At 56.8% G+C, this 13847-nt stretch carries 9 protein-coding genes, 1 tRNA gene and 3 rRNA genes; 3 read left to right on the top strand and 10 right to left on the bottom strand.

The genetic code is table 11. The annotated features are described in order from the left end of the window. Nucleotides 1–442: 442 nt before the first annotated feature. The 4 genes from QUE41_RS02080 to QUE41_RS02065 all read right to left on the bottom strand — a co-directional run bounded on the left by QUE41_RS02080 (nt 443) and on the right by QUE41_RS02065 (nt 5404). Nucleotides 443–519: transfer RNA gene (locus tag QUE41_RS02080), tRNA-Asp, on the bottom strand. Between the two features lie 12 nt (nt 520–531). Continuing rightward, nucleotides 532–646, bottom strand: a 5S ribosomal RNA gene (gene rrf, locus QUE41_RS02075). A 90-nt stretch (nt 647–736) separates the two neighbouring features. Next, nucleotides 737–3622: ribosomal RNA gene (locus QUE41_RS02070) — 23S ribosomal RNA — on the bottom strand. Between the two features lie 227 nt (nt 3623–3849). Beyond that, nucleotides 3850–5404 (bottom strand): 16S ribosomal RNA (locus tag QUE41_RS02065). The 16S, 23S and 5S rRNA genes sit together here with 1 tRNA gene alongside, the layout of an rRNA operon. 529 nt (nt 5405–5933) lie before the next feature. Between QUE41_RS02065 and udp the strand changes: the two genes are divergently transcribed. After that, the gene (gene udp / locus QUE41_RS02060; RefSeq protein ID WP_028109743.1) at nt 5934–6698 is read left to right on the top strand and encodes a uridine phosphorylase; all 765 of its coding nucleotides are present in this window, start codon (nt 5934–5936) and stop codon (nt 6696–6698) included. A 72-nt stretch (nt 6699–6770) separates the two neighbouring features. Here the strand turns inward: udp and QUE41_RS02055 are convergent, their stop codons facing one another. The 3 genes from QUE41_RS02055 to QUE41_RS02045 all read right to left on the bottom strand — a co-directional run bounded on the left by QUE41_RS02055 (nt 6771) and on the right by QUE41_RS02045 (nt 8501). Next, a complete protein-coding gene (locus tag QUE41_RS02055; RefSeq protein WP_286341309.1) occupies nt 6771–7049 on the bottom strand; it encodes a helix-turn-helix domain-containing protein in 279 nt (92 codons plus the stop codon). Between the two features lie 114 nt (nt 7050–7163). Continuing rightward, complete coding sequence (locus tag QUE41_RS02050; RefSeq protein WP_286341308.1) at nt 7164–8159, bottom strand: HlyD family secretion protein; 996 nt, start codon at nt 8157–8159, stop codon at nt 7164–7166. A gap of 3 nt (nt 8160–8162) precedes the next feature. Beyond that, on the bottom strand, nt 8163–8501 hold the full coding sequence (locus tag QUE41_RS02045) for a DUF3302 domain-containing protein (RefSeq protein WP_028109740.1): 339 nt from the start codon (nt 8499–8501) through the stop codon (nt 8163–8165). A gap of 205 nt (nt 8502–8706) precedes the next feature. Between QUE41_RS02045 and QUE41_RS02040 the strand changes: the two genes are divergently transcribed. After that, nucleotides 8707–9087 (top strand): MaoP family protein, encoded by a 381-nt coding sequence (locus tag QUE41_RS02040; RefSeq protein WP_286341307.1) that lies wholly within the window; start codon nt 8707–8709, stop codon nt 9085–9087. 52 nt (nt 9088–9139) lie between these two features. On the opposite strand, the gene QUE41_RS02035 is transcribed toward QUE41_RS02040, so the two are convergent. The 3 genes from QUE41_RS02035 to QUE41_RS02025 are packed head-to-tail and all read right to left on the bottom strand — an operon-like array spanning nt 9140 to nt 12527. Further along, complete coding sequence (locus tag QUE41_RS02035; protein ID WP_286341306.1) at nt 9140–9871, bottom strand: fumarate reductase iron-sulfur subunit; 732 nt, start codon at nt 9869–9871, stop codon at nt 9140–9142. Next, nucleotides 9868–11817 (bottom strand): fumarate reductase flavoprotein subunit, encoded by a 1950-nt coding sequence (locus QUE41_RS02030; RefSeq protein ID WP_286341305.1) that lies wholly within the window; start codon nt 11815–11817, stop codon nt 9868–9870. Before QUE41_RS02030 ends, QUE41_RS02035 begins: the two co-directional genes overlap by 4 nt. Nucleotides 11818–11828: 11 nt before the next feature. Beyond that, complete coding sequence (locus QUE41_RS02025) at nt 11829–12527, bottom strand: fumarate reductase cytochrome b subunit (RefSeq protein WP_286341304.1); 699 nt, start codon at nt 12525–12527, stop codon at nt 11829–11831. A gap of 256 nt (nt 12528–12783) precedes the next feature. Between QUE41_RS02025 and prmA the strand changes: the two genes are divergently transcribed. Next, the gene (gene prmA, locus QUE41_RS02020; protein ID WP_286341303.1) at nt 12784–13668 is read left to right on the top strand and encodes a 50S ribosomal protein L11 methyltransferase; all 885 of its coding nucleotides are present in this window, start codon (nt 12784–12786) and stop codon (nt 13666–13668) included. The last annotated feature ends 179 nt before the right edge of the window (nt 13669–13847 follow it).

Raw genomic sequence — 13847 nt, 5'->3', positions numbered from 1 at the left:
GCTTCCCCTAGCACAGTCATGCCGGCGCACGCCGGTATCCAGTGGCTTTGGTTTTGAAGAGATACATGAAAGCCGCTGGACCCTGGCGTGCGCCAGGGAGACGATTGTGCGTGTGGGGCGGGGAGAGCTTCGTTGGCCTGACCAAGCAACCTGGAAGTTATAAACAGCACAAACGAAAAAAGCCCGTAGCGTTAGCTACGGGCTTCTTCGATTTGTTGGCGGAGTGGGCCTGAGGTAACCGATGCGCAGCATCGCAGTGCCGAAGGCGACCGACAGGGATGTCGGCCTGGGGGATCCACCAGGGACGGGTTCCACCACCAAAGGAACGATTGACTCCCAACGCCCTAAAGCGCGACTCGGGTAGTCCACTCCGGTCTCGTCACTTTTTCAAACCGCAGAAACGAAAAAAGCCCGTCCAACTGGACGGGCTCTTTCAAAATGTTGGCGGAGTGGACGGGACTCGAACCCGCGACCCCCGGCGTGACAGGCCGGTATTCTAACCAACTGAACTACCACTCCGCCGAATTTGGTGCCTGACGATGACCTACTCTCACATGGGAACTCCCACACTACCATCGGCGCTACTGTGTTTCACTGCTGAGTTCGGCATGGGATCAGGTGGGACCACAGCGCTATGGTCGTCAGACGAATTTGGAACAATTCGCACAAGCTGTTTTCTCGTTTGCATTCTCGCAAGCGCTTTCTATCTGGGATTTCAAAACCCATTGGGTGTTGTATGGTTAAGCCTCACGGGTCATTAGTACAGGTTAGCTCAACGCCTCACAACGCTTACACACCCTGCCTATCAACGTCCTAGTCTTGGACGGCCCTTTAGAGACCTTAAAGGTCTAGTGAGAACTCATCTTGAGGCTCGCTTCCCGCTTAGATGCTTTCAGCGGTTATCGATTCCGAACTTAGCTACCCGGCAATGCCACTGGCGTGACAACCGGAACACCAGAGGTTCGTCCACTCCGGTCCTCTCGTACTAGGAGCAGCCCCTCTCAATTCTCAAACGCCCACGGCAGATAGGGACCGAACTGTCTCACGACGTTCTGAACCCAGCTCGCGTACCACTTTAAATGGCGAACAGCCATACCCTTGGGACCGACTTCAGCCCCAGGATGTGATGAGCCGACATCGAGGTGCCAAACACCGCCGTCGATATGAACTCTTGGGCGGTATCAGCCTGTTATCCCCGGAGTACCTTTTATCCGTTGAGCGATGGCCCTTCCATGCAGAACCACCGGATCACTATGACCTACTTTCGTACCTGCTCGACGTGTCTGTCTCGCAGTTAAGCTGGCTTATGCCATTGCACTAACCGTATGATGTCCGACCATACTTAGCCAACCTTCGTGCTCCTCCGTTACTCTTTGGGAGGAGACCGCCCCAGTCAAACTACCCACCAGGCACTGTCCCTAACCCCGATTCAGGGGCCCAGGTTAGAACATCAACACTACAAGGGTGGTATTTCAAGGACGGCTCCACGTCATCTAGCGACAACGCTTCAAAGCCTCCCACCTATCCTACACATGTAGGGTCAATGTTCAGTGCCAAGCTGTAGTAAAGGTTCACGGGGTCTTTCCGTCTAGCCGCGGGTATACGGCATCTTCACCGCAAATTCAATTTCACTGAGTCTCGGGTGGAGACAGCGTGGCCATCATTACGCCATTCGTGCAGGTCGGAACTTACCCGACAAGGAATTTCGCTACCTTAGGACCGTTATAGTTACGGCCGCCGTTTACCGGGGCTTCGATCAAGAGCTTCTTCCGAAGAATAACCCCATCAATTAACCTTCCGGCACCGGGCAGGCGTCACACCGTATACGTCCACTTACGTGTTTGCACAGTGCTGTGTTTTTGATAAACAGTTGCAGCCACCTGGTATCTGCGACTGCCGACAGCTTAAGGAGCAAGTCCCATCACCGTCAGCAGCGTACCTTCTCCCGAAGTTACGGTACCATTTTGCCTAGTTCCTTCACCCGAGTTCTCTCAAGCGCCTTGGTATTCTCTACCTGACCACCAGTGTTGGTTTGGGGTACGATTCCTTCTTACCTGAAGCTTAGAAGTTTTTCCTGGAAGCATGGCATCAACCACTTCAGTGCCGTAGCACCTCGTCATCAGCTCTCAGCGTAATGTGTGTCCGGATTTGCCTAAACACACCGCCTACAACCTTAAACGCACATCCGATAGTGCGCTGGCCTAGCCTTCTCCGTCACTCCATCGCAGTAAGAAGAAGTACGGGAATATTAACCCGTTTCCCATCGACTACGCCTTTCGGCCTCGCCTTAGGGGTCGACTCACCCTGCCCCGATTAACGTTGGACAGGAACCCTTGGTCTTCCGGCGAGCGGGTTTTTCACCCGCTTTAACGTTACTCATGTCAGCATTCGCACTTCTGATACGTCCAGCATGCCTCTCGACACACCTTCAACCGCTTACAGAACGCTCCTCTACCATGCACACAAGTGTGCATCCGCAGCTTCGGTGTCTAGTTTAGCCCCGTTACATCTTCCGCGCAGACCGACTCGACCAGTGAGCTATTACGCTTTCTTTAAATGATGGCTGCTTCTAAGCCAACATCCTGGCTGTCTGAGCCTTTCCACATCGTTTCCCACTTAACTAGAACTTTGGGACCTTAGCTGGCGGTCTGGGTTGTTTCCCTCTCCACGACGGACGTTAGCACCCGCCGTGTGTCTCCCGTAATTGCACTCATTGGTATTCGGAGTTTGCAAAGGGTTGGTAAGTCGGGATGACCCCCTAGCCTTAACAGTGCTCTACCCCCAATGGTGAGATACGAGGCGCTACCTAAATAGCTTTCGAGGAGAACCAGCTATCTCCCGGTTTGATTGGCCTTTCACCCCTACCCACAAGTCATCCGCTAATTTTGCAACATTAGTCGGTTCGGTCCTCCAGTTGGTGTTACCCAACCTTCAACCTGCCCATGGGTAGATCACCGGGTTTCGGGTCTACACCTTGCAACTCATTCGCCCAGTTAAGACTCGGTTTCCCTACGGCTCCCCTATTCGGTTAACCTCGCTACAAAATGTAAGTCGCTGACCCATTATACAAAAGGTACGCAGTCACCCCGAAGGGCTCCCACTGCTTGTACGTACACGGTTTCAGGTTCTATTTCACTCCCCTCACAGGGGTTCTTTTCGCCTTTCCCTCACGGTACTGGTTCACTATCGGTCAGTCAGGAGTATTTAGCCTTGGAGGATGGTCCCCCCATGTTCAGACAAGATATCACGTGTCCCGTCCTACTCGATTTCACACAAAGTTAGTTTTCGTGTACGGGGCTATCACCCTGTATCGCGCTACTTTCCAGAAGCTTCCACTAACACCCTCTGTGCTTAAGGGCTAATCCCCGTTCGCTCGCCGCTACTTAGGGAATCTCAATTGATTTCTTTTCCTCAGGGTACTTAGATGTTTCAGTTCCCCTGGTTCGCTCTGTACACCTATGTATTCAGTGCACAGTGACCGCTTATGCGGCCGGGTTTCCCCATTCGGAAATCGGTGACTCAAATGGCTCTTACTGCCTCATCACCGCTTATCGCAAGTTAGTACGTCCTTCATCGCCTCTGACTGCCTAGGCATCCACCGTGTACGCTTAGTCGCTTAACCATACAACCCCAATAAGTCTTGGAATCGTATTGCTTCACAACCAATACGTTAATCTATCGCCAGATATTCAAGGCACTTGCAAAAATTGCAAATATCTCGAGAAATTATCAGCTTGTCCAAATTGTTAAAGAGCAAGTTTTTGCCTAAAGCAAAAACGCCAAAATCACCCCTTGGGATGATTTCAGACAATCTGTGTGAACACTCAACGCAAAACCGTATCTATTTCGTAAGGAGGTGATCCAGCCCCAGGTTCCCCTAGGGCTACCTTGTTACGACTTCACCCCAGTCATGAACCACACCGTGGTCATCGCCCTCCCGAAGGTTAAGCTAATGACTTCTGGTGCAGCCCACTCCCATGGTGTGACGGGCGGTGTGTACAAGGCCCGGGAACGTATTCACCGTGACATTCTGATTCACGATTACTAGCGATTCCGACTTCATGGAGTCGAGTTGCAGACTCCAATCCGGACTACGACCGGCTTTATGGGATTGGCTGACTCTCGCGAGCTCGCAACCCTTTGTACCGACCATTGTAGCACGTGTGTAGCCCATCCCGTAAGGGCCATGATGACTTGACGTCGTCCCCACCTTCCTCCGGTTTATCACCGGCAGTCTCCCTAGAGTTCCCGCCATTACGCGCTGGCAACTAAGGACAAGGGTTGCGCTCGTTGCGGGACTTAACCCAACATTTCACAACACGAGCTGACGACAGCCATGCAGCACCTGTCTCACGGTTCCCGAAGGCACACTTCGATCTCTCAAAGCTTCCGTGGATGTCAAGGGATGGTAAGGTTCTTCGCGTTGCATCGAATTAAACCACATGCTCCACCGCTTGTGCGGGCCCCCGTCAATTCATTTGAGTTTTAACCTTGCGGCCGTACTCCCCAGGCGGTCTATTTAATGCGTTAGCTTTGGAACCCACGCCTCAAGGGCACAGACTCCTAATAGACATCGTTTACAGCGTGGACTACCAGGGTATCTAATCCTGTTTGCTCCCCACGCTTTCGCATCTGAGCGTCAGTCTTTGTCCAGGAGGCCGCCTTCGCCACTGGTATTCCTTCAGATCTCTACGCATTTCACCGCTACACCTGAAATTCTACCTCCCTCTACAAGACTCTAGTCTGCCAGTTCGAAATGCAGTTCCCAGGTTAAGCCCGGGGCTTTCACATCTCGCTTAACAGACCGCCTGCATGCGCTTTACGCCCAGTAATTCCGATTAACGCTCGCACCCTCCGTATTACCGCGGCTGCTGGCACGGAGTTAGCCGGTGCTTCTTCTGCGAGTAACGTCACAGCTAACGGGTATTAACCGTTAACCTTTCCTCCTCGCTGAAAGTACTTTACAACCCGAAGGCCTTCTTCATACACGCGGCATGGCTGCATCAGGCTTGCGCCCATTGTGCAATATTCCCCACTGCTGCCTCCCGTAGGAGTCTGGACCGTGTCTCAGTTCCAGTGTGGCTGATCATCCTCTCAAACCAGCTAGAGATCGTCGCCATGGTGAGCCATTACCTCACCATCTAGCTAATCTCACTTAGGCTTATCCAATCGCGAAAGGTGCCGAAGCGTCCCCCTCTTTCCCCCGTAGGGCGTATGCGGTATTAGCAGTCGTTTCCAACTGTTGTCCCCCTCGACTGGGCAAATTCCTAAGCATTACTCACCCGTCCGCCGCTCGACGCCCAGTAAATCTACCGAAGCTTCAATACTGTCGTTTCCGCTCGACTTGCATGTGTTAGGCCTGCCGCCAGCGTTCAATCTGAGCCATGATCAAACTCTTCAATTAAAAAGTTTTTTGGAATCCGAAAATTCCGACTCAATGAATTACTGAATTAACTTGTTATAGTCACTCAGTGCAACATTGATATATGAGATATCAATCCTGCGCGAGTGCCCACACAGATTGTCTGACTAATTGTTAAAGAACAGTGCAACGTTGTTTTCGTTGCTGAGGCTGCGCATTCTACGCTTTCCTCATCCCCCGTCAAGCCCTATTTTCAAAGGTTTTTCCGGGTGTCGATGTTTTGCTCAGCGCGGTGTTTGATGACCCGCTTTGCCCCGTCGACAGGAAGCGCATTATAGGGACTGGAACGCTTCCTGCAAGGGAAATCTCAACAATCGCGTTCGATCGGCTTTTTTTTGGTCACGTCGGCTGAAAGTTACTTTTTTTGTGCTTAGATCACAGGCATGGGCGCAAAAATGGGCTATTTATGCCACATGGGTCTACAAAGATGTGAGCTGAATGTTGTTTAATTACGGAAATCAGTTTCACCACCTTTAAGCACCACCGAATTTTACTTAATAAGGAAACAACCATGAGCACAGTGTTTCACCTCGGTTTGACCAAAGAGATGCTGGACGGCGCCAACGTGGCCATCGTCCCTGGCGATCCAGAGCGTGTAAAGCGCATTGCAGAACTGATGGAAAACCCCACCTTCCTGGCCAGCACCCGTGAGTTCACCAGCTACCTGGGTTACCTCGACGGCAAGCCTGTCGTGATCTGCTCCACCGGTATCGGCGGTCCCTCTACTTCTATTGCCGTAGAAGAGCTGGGCCAGCTGGGCATCAACACCTTCCTGCGTGTGGGCACCACCGGCGCCATCCAGGAGTACGTAAATGTGGGTGATGTGATCGTGACCAACGGCTCTGTTCGCCTGGACGGTGCCAGCCTGCACTTCGCCCCCATGGAGTTTCCTGCCGTTGCCGACTTCGCCTGCACCACTGCCCTGGTGAACGCCGCCAACGATCTGGGCCACGAGCCTCACGTAGGCATCACCGCCTCTTCCGACACCTTCTACCCAGGTCAGGAGCGCTACGACACCGTATCCGGTCGCGTTACCCGCCGCTTCAAGGGCTCTATGAAAGAGTGGCAGGAGATGGGCGTACTGAACTACGAGATGGAGTCTGCCACTCTGCTGACCATGTGTGCCGCCCAGGGCTGGTACGCGGGCTGTGTGGCCGGTGTGATTGTAAACCGCACCCAGCAGGAGATCCCTGACGAAGCCACCATGAAGAAGACCGAGACCTCTGCCGTTTCCATCGTAGTGGAAGCCGCCCGTCGCATGGTTGCCGAGTCCTAAGCCGACTCACTGAACGACCTCCAATAAAAAAGCTTCGCCTGGTGCGAAGCTTTTTTTATGCCTGAGTCTGGATTACCGCTCCAGAGTCGCGAGCAGATTGTCCAGGTTGTTCCTCACCCAGATGGGATCGATGGGGCCCCAGTCCGCCACCCGGTAGTGGCCATCGTTATGGCGCACGCCATCTTCAATGAACTCCACCTGCACGCCCATGCCAATGAGCGCCTTGAGCACATCCTGGATGGTGCGGCGAGGCCAGCCCAGGCTCTTCATCAGTGCCGGTACACTGGCCTTCTCATGATGGGCGATCTCATGCATCAGTATCAGCCGGCGACTGAAGGTAGGGTTCAGCATTTCATATAATCCTTATTCGACTCGCCATACCGACGGCGTTTCAGTCTGACTCTTAACAAATTCCATCCATGGTAACAACAGCTTAAATTCCAAGCTGTCTGCTGCTACACAAAATCAATGCTCGAGGAACAAGTAGTTTTGCCAGCTCTTCATCCTCAGCAGTACCCGGCGGATGATGGAGACGTGGGTAAACTTGTCCGAGTACACCGCCATCTCGGCATTGGCGCCATCCGGCAGCACGTACTGCTCAATGTCGTCATCCAACTCGATCTGAACGAAGGCCCGGCCCTGGCCCATCAGCACGGCGGTGGTAAACAGCTGCCCCTGTGCCTGAAACTGACCTTCGCCGATGTTCGGCAGCACCTGGGACACTTTGCCCTTGAACACCCGACCGGGAATGGCCGGGAAGATCACCTCGGCCTCGTAGCCTTCGCTGATCCTCAGCAGGGAACGCTGATTGAAGGCGCCCACATAGGCCGAGTCGGTGCTGTTGATGAACACCATCACCGGACGCAGCGGCAGAGGCACCGCCATCATCCCGGGGCGCAGGGCCACCTGGGTCACGTAGCCGTCAGTGGGGGCCCGGACCACGGTTTCACTCAGGTCATACTCCGCCTTGGTCAGGTCCGCCTGGCGAGCCGCCAGCTTAGCTTCCGCGGCGAGGTATAGCTGCTCGCGAATGTCCAGTTCCGACCGGGTAAAGGCGCCGCCCTTGTCGTAGCCCTCTTTATACCTTAGGTATTCACCCTTGGTACGGTCCCGGTCGGCGGTGGCCGCCGTCACCTGGGCCTGCCTCTCTTCGGCCACTTCCCTATAGCGGGTATCGTCGATGCGAAACAGCACGTCCCCCTGCTTCAGCGGCTGGTTGGCCACCACAGGCACCTCGACCACCGGCCCTCTCACCGAAGGCACGATGGGGGTGGTGACAAACACCTGGCGCGCCAGCGGGGTAAAGGGGTGGTTGTAGTTCATCAGCAGCAGCAAGGCGCCAATCAGGACCACGCCGCCCAGTACTGCAGTAGGTACGGTCCATTTATTCAGGGGGATCTTAAAGATTTTGAAGATGGCAACGCACAAGGCGGTGTAGGTCATTATGAGTAGCAGGTCCATCTGTTAGCTCTCCCCACTCAGTTTGGCCACCTGTTCCCGCAGGCTGGCGACGTCATTCTCCAAAGAGGCCACCTTGACCTCCAGCGCCTGTTCGTGTTCCTGCAGCTGCTTAAACCCCCAGCCGCGATCTTCGCGATAGAGGGTGGCCCAGATCCACAGGAAGGGCCAGATAACGTGCAGGGTGAACAGGCTGACCCATCCGGTCACATGGATCGCGTCCTGATGGGGGTGATTGCGCTTTTTGGCAATTTCGTAGGGGATGTCGTGGATGGCAATGATGCCGTAGAACAGGACCAACCCCACAAAAAAGAGCAAAGCGAGAGCAAAATAATCTAAAAACATAAGACACCTGGCGCTGCTTAACGTTTTTTAAACATAACACAACATGCAAAACAAACAGCAGTTTATTGCCCCTGCAAACGTGCGCTGGGTCCTTGCCAAAATCCCCGGCTCGAAGTAATAAAAGTGTCCTATATTTGCCATCAAATCTTCCACAAAGGCCCTCTACAAGAGGGCACAGTCAGACAGTACACCGAGAGAGAATGTCATGAGCCAAATTGAAGGATTTCAGCCAGCCGGTCGTTTCTTCGATGACAAACATTTTCCCCGTGGCTTTGCCCGTTCAGGCCACTTCACCATGAAAGAGTCCGATCTGCTTGAGCAGTACGGGCGGCGACTCAAGGCTCTGGCCGAAGGCACTCAGCCGCCGGCCACCCCACAGGAGGAGCAGTTTATCTCCATGGCCAGGGGTGAGCGCCCGGCCGAGACGGTTCTGGAGCAGGCCTGGACCAAGTACATCGCCAAGAGCCAGAGGCGCAAGCTGTTCACCATGAGCTCCAAGTCGTCCTCCGCCGATGAGGGCGACGACGATGACGGCGGCAGCGAGGATCTGACCAGCGACCAGGATGGCATCATGGAGCTGGATTAAACGAGAAAGGCCAGCGTACGCTGGCCTTTTTTAATGCTGACTGCAGCCGGGATCAGATAATCCGCTCCGGGCTGCTCAGCTTGCGGCGCAGGTAGGCGATCTGCCCCTGGTGATCCAGGTTTTTCGGGCAGGTGTCCTGACAACCCAGCAGGGTCATGCAGCCAAACACCCCGTCTTCGTCGCCGATGATGTGGTAGAACTCCTCGGCGTCCCGGGCATCCCGGTCGTCCAAGGCGAAGCGGGCCACCTTGTTGAAGCCCACGGCACCCACAAAGGTTTCCCTCATCTGGGCGGTGGCACAGGCGGAGACGCAGCAGCCGCACTCGATGCAGCGCTCAGACTCATAGATGGCGTCCGCCAGCTCAGGCTCCATGGGGCGCTCCAGCCGGTGCATATCCTGATTCACCTCTTTAGGGTTAAGCCAGGCTTGCAGCCGCTCGGACAGGGCACGCATGAACTTGCCGGTGTTCACCGACAGATCCCCAATCAGTTCGAAGCCGGGCAACGGCATCAGGGTGATCACCCCTTTGCTGAAGTTGCTGGTCAGGGTGCGGCAAGCCAGGGTGGGCAAGCCGTTGATCACCATGGCGCAACTGCCACAGATGCCGGCGCGGCAGACGAAATCGAACTGCAGGGTGGGATCCTGTTGCTCACGCAGCAGGTTGAGGGCGATGAATACCGTCATCCCCGGGGCTTCCTGCAGCTGATACTCCTGCATCATCGGCTTGTCGCCGGGCAGCTGAGGGTCGTAACGGAAGATACGGAAAGTCAGGGTACGGCTCATAGATCCTCTCCACGGCGCTGGTTTTTCGGTTTGAACTTAACGGGCAGCTCGAAGGCCATGGTTTGCTGCTGACGTTGATGACGGTCACTGAACTCCTTGGCGATCGCCTCCACCTCCTGCAGGCGACGGTCGGTGTCCGGATGGGCGATGGCGTTATCCTCGCCATAGCCGCGGTAACCCGGTGGCAACTCCATCTCGTTCACGTCCAGCTCTTCGTACTCCAGGTCGATGCCGTGATCGCGCCAGAACGCCAGGGTGCGCTTAAGCCAGTCGCGGTCGTTGCGCTGGGGGTAATCCTCCCTGGAGTGGGCACCGCGGGATTCGGTGCGCGCCTCGGCGCCCATGGCCACCGCCAGGGCGACCTTGATCATCTTGCGCAGGCGAATGGCGGCCACCAGTTCGGGGTTGGCGTGACGCTTCTTGTTGTTCACCACCAGGTTCTCACTGCGATCCGCCAGGGACTTGAGCTCGGCCACGGCCTTGGCCAGCTCCTCGCCGGTGCGGAAGATCCCCACCTTGTCCATCATGATCGCTTCCATCTCCTGACGCAGGGTAAAGGGGTTCTCCCCCTCCTCCCGGGCCAGCAGCCGGTCGAGATCCGCCTGTTCGCGGTTGAGGCACTGCTGCGCCAGGGCCTGGTTGCCCATGTCGTAGCGCTGACAGGCGTCGGCCACGTATTCGCCGACGATCATCCCCGCCACCACGGTCTCCGCCAGGGAGTTGCCGCCGAGGCGGTTGAAGCCGTGCATGTCCCAGCAGGCGGCTTCACCCACGGAGAACAGCCCCTTGAGGTTAGGCGCTTCGCCCTGCTCGTCGGTGCGGATGCCGCCCATGGAGTAGTGCTGGGTGGGGCGCACCGGAATCCAGTCTTCGGCGGGGTCGATGCCGAGGAAGTACTGGCAGATCTCCTGCACCTCCCTCAGGTTCTTCTCGATGTGTTCCCGGCCCAGCAGGGTGATGTCCAGCCACAGGTGAGGACCATAGGGGCTGTCCACCCCCTTGCCCTTACGCATGTGCTCGGTCATGCGGCGGGAGACCACGTCCCGGGAGGCCAGCTCTTTCTTCTCCGGCTCATAGTCGGGCATGAAGCGGTAGCCGTCCTTGTCCCTCAGGATGCCGCCGTCACCGCGACAGCCTTCGGTGGTCAGAATGCCCACGGGCACGATGGCGGTGGGGTGGAACTGGATCGCCTCCGGGTTGCCCAGGGCCACCTTGCCGGTTTCCAGGGCGATGCCCTGGCCGGTGCCTTCACAGATGATGGCGTTGGTGGACACCGACCACAGCCGGCCATAGCCGCCGGTGGCGATGGTGGTGGTGCGGGCCAGGTAGGCCACCAGCTCACCGGTGATCAGGTCGCGGACGATGGCACCATGACAACGCTCGCCATCCTCAATCAGGGCGATCGCCTCTTTGCGCTCATGCACCGGGATGCCCAGGCTGATCGCCTTGTTGTCCATGGCATAGAGCATGGAGTGACCGGTGCCGTCGGCGGTGTAGCAGGTTCGCCACTTCTTGGTGCCACCGAAATCCCGGGCGGTGATCAGGCCATGGGCCTCTTCCGGCTCGGTGATGGTCACCTCTTCGGCGTTGACAATGGCCTTGCGGTCGCCCTTTTGCACCCGGCTCCAGGGCACGCCCCAGGCCGCCGCCTGGCGCACCGCCTTGGGGGCCACATGGGAAAACATCCGTGCCACCTTCTGGTCACAGCCCCAGTCGGAGCCCTTGACCGTATCCTGGAAATGCACGTCTTCGTTGTCGCCCACGCCTTTGACGCTGTTGCCCAGGCTGGCCTGCATGCCCCCCTGGGCAGCGGCGGAGTGGGAGCGCTTGGCGGGGATCAGCGACAACACCAGGGTATTGAGGCCCCGCTCCTTACAGGCGATGGCCACCCTCAGGCCGGCCAGCCCACCGCCAATCACCAAGGCATCGGTATAGATGGTTTTCATTGTTGTTATCCTCAGTTGGGGCTGTAGGGAGTCAGGGGAACCGGCAGGTTCTGGCCCACGGCCAACCATACCACCAGGCTGGCACTGCCCAGCACCAGCAGCCAGATAGTGACCCCCAGGGCCAGCTTACGGGCCTTGGCGCGGGAGACCTTGTCGCCAAACCATTTCAGGCTGAGGCGGTAGAGGCCGATCACCGCGTGCAGCACCACCAGGGGCATCAGCAGCATGTACAGCCAGCCGAAGCCCTGCTCGACGATGCGGTAGGCGGACTGGTGGGGACCGATGGCGGCGGGATCCAGCAGGATGCCAATCAGGTGTACCGGCACCAGGAAAAACAGGGCGAAGCCACTGGCCAGTTGCACCAGCCACAGGCGGGTGTCCGGCAGGCTCATGCCGGCCTGCTGTTTCAGGGCCTGCCACTGACGGTACTTCTGGGGGAAGCGGCGCAGGGCGGTGAGGGCGTGGATCAGCAGCAATACGGTCAGAGTCAGGGCCACGAGCACGGTCAGGGCGGGGAAGCCATGGCCTTGGGGATCCAGGAAGCCCGCTTCGAGGATCCGCACCACCCGGTAGAACGCCTCTTTGCCGAACAGAATGCTGGATTCGAAGTGCAGGTGGAACAGCAGGAAGATCGCCAGCGCGGCTCCGGAGAGCCCCTGCCATCGATCCAGCCTGGCTGCGGTACGACCGCTTACTCCATTAGGGGTCATAGATAAACCTATTATTGTTGTAGGGATTAGAAGAGGAAGATCAACGATACGGCTCCGCCCGCCCCTAGTTAAGGGACAAAACACCAGTCATTGATCAAGATCACCCTTGGGATTTTCACCCATGTGAAATCAATCACACTATTTGACCTCTGTTCAAAATACCGCCGGCGATCCGCCCCAGTCATCCGCCTGATGCAGCCGCAGACGTTGTCGCATACAATAGAGGCAACCAAACCTCCTTAACTATGAGCGCACTATGCCCTGGATTCAGATCCGCATTAACACCAATGGTGAGCTGGCCGAGACCATCGGCGACCACCTGACCGAAACCGGCGCCGTCTCCGTGACCTTCGTCGATGCCAAAGACACCCCGGTGTTTGAACCCCTGCCTGGAGAGACCCGACTGTGGGGCGACACCGACGTAATCGGCCTGTATGACGCCATCACCGACATGAAGGCGGTGGTGACCGAGCTGGAAGCGCAACCTGAACTGGGCCCGGAGTTCACCCACAAGGTGGAAGCCCTGGAGGACAAGGACTGGGAGCGGGAGTGGATGGACAACTTCAAGCCGATGCAGTTCGGCAAGAGGCTGTGGATCTGCCCGAGCTGGCACGAAGCCCCTGAGCCGGAGGCGGTCAATGTGCTGCTGGATCCCGGCCTGGCCTTCGGCACCGGCACCCACCCCACCACCGCCCTGTGCCTGCAATGGCTCGATGGCCTGGAGATGTCCGACAAGCAGGTGATCGACTTCGGCTGTGGCTCCGGCATCCTGGCGGTGGCGGCCCTCAAGCTGGGCGCCCAACACTGCATCGGCATCGACATCGATCCCCAGGCCCTAACCGCCAGCCGCGACAACGCCGGCCGCAACGGCATCGAAGAGAGCCGCTTCGACCTCTACCTGCCCAAGAACCAGCCTGAGAACCTGCAGGCGGACGTGCTGGTGGCCAACATCCTGGCCGGCCCGCTGCGGGAACTGGCGCCGCTGATCGCCGGCCTGGTGAAGCCCGGCGGACGCCTGGCGCTGTCCGGCCTGCTGCAGGAACAGAATGACGAACTTCGCAAAATTTACAGCCAATGGTTCGAGCTGGACGACACCGCCGTAATGGAAGATTGGTGTCGCATCAGCGGCAAACGCAAGTAAACGTTCAAAAAACGAACGATTTCAGGGGTGGTCGGGTATGTGAGTACCCACTCACTTTGACCCCCCTGCCCTCATTGAAATAACTCCAATAATGTCAAGCAAAAAAAGTTGCTTCTCGTACATTTATTGACCTTCCCACCACTGACAAAAAAGAGTAATATGCGCTCCCTCGTGAACGT

The sequence above is a fragment of the Ferrimonas sp. YFM genome, from assembly GCF_030296015.1.
Classification (GTDB): Bacteria; Pseudomonadota; Gammaproteobacteria; order Enterobacterales; family Shewanellaceae; genus Ferrimonas.
The sequence above is the reverse complement of the archived record's forward strand: the minus strand, read 5'-3'. Positions and strand labels throughout refer to the sequence as shown.

What these genes read in the sequence shown, in the direction of transcription:
- QUE41_RS02050 (WP_286341308.1), bottom strand. Translation starts at nt 8,159, where the DNA reads ATGGACCTGCTACTCATAATGACCTACACCGCCTTGTGCGTTGCCATC.
- QUE41_RS02055 (WP_286341309.1), bottom strand. Translation starts at nt 7,049, where the DNA reads ATGCTGAACCCTACCTTCAGTCGCCGGCTGATACTGATGCATGAGATC.
- QUE41_RS02035 (WP_286341306.1), bottom strand. Translation starts at nt 9,871, where the DNA reads ATGAGCCGTACCCTGACTTTCCGTATCTTCCGTTACGACCCTCAGCTG.
- QUE41_RS02030 (WP_286341305.1), bottom strand. Translation starts at nt 11,817, where the DNA reads ATGAAAACCATCTATACCGATGCCTTGGTGATTGGCGGTGGGCTGGCC.
- prmA (WP_286341303.1), top strand. Translation starts at nt 12,784, where the DNA reads ATGCCCTGGATTCAGATCCGCATTAACACCAATGGTGAGCTGGCCGAG.
- QUE41_RS02040 (WP_286341307.1), top strand. Translation starts at nt 8,707, where the DNA reads ATGAGCCAAATTGAAGGATTTCAGCCAGCCGGTCGTTTCTTCGATGAC.
- udp (WP_028109743.1), top strand. Translation starts at nt 5,934, where the DNA reads ATGAGCACAGTGTTTCACCTCGGTTTGACCAAAGAGATGCTGGACGGC.
- QUE41_RS02025 (WP_286341304.1), bottom strand. Translation starts at nt 12,527, where the DNA reads ATGACCCCTAATGGAGTAAGCGGTCGTACCGCAGCCAGGCTGGATCGA.
- QUE41_RS02045 (WP_028109740.1), bottom strand. Translation starts at nt 8,501, where the DNA reads ATGTTTTTAGATTATTTTGCTCTCGCTTTGCTCTTTTTTGTGGGGTTG.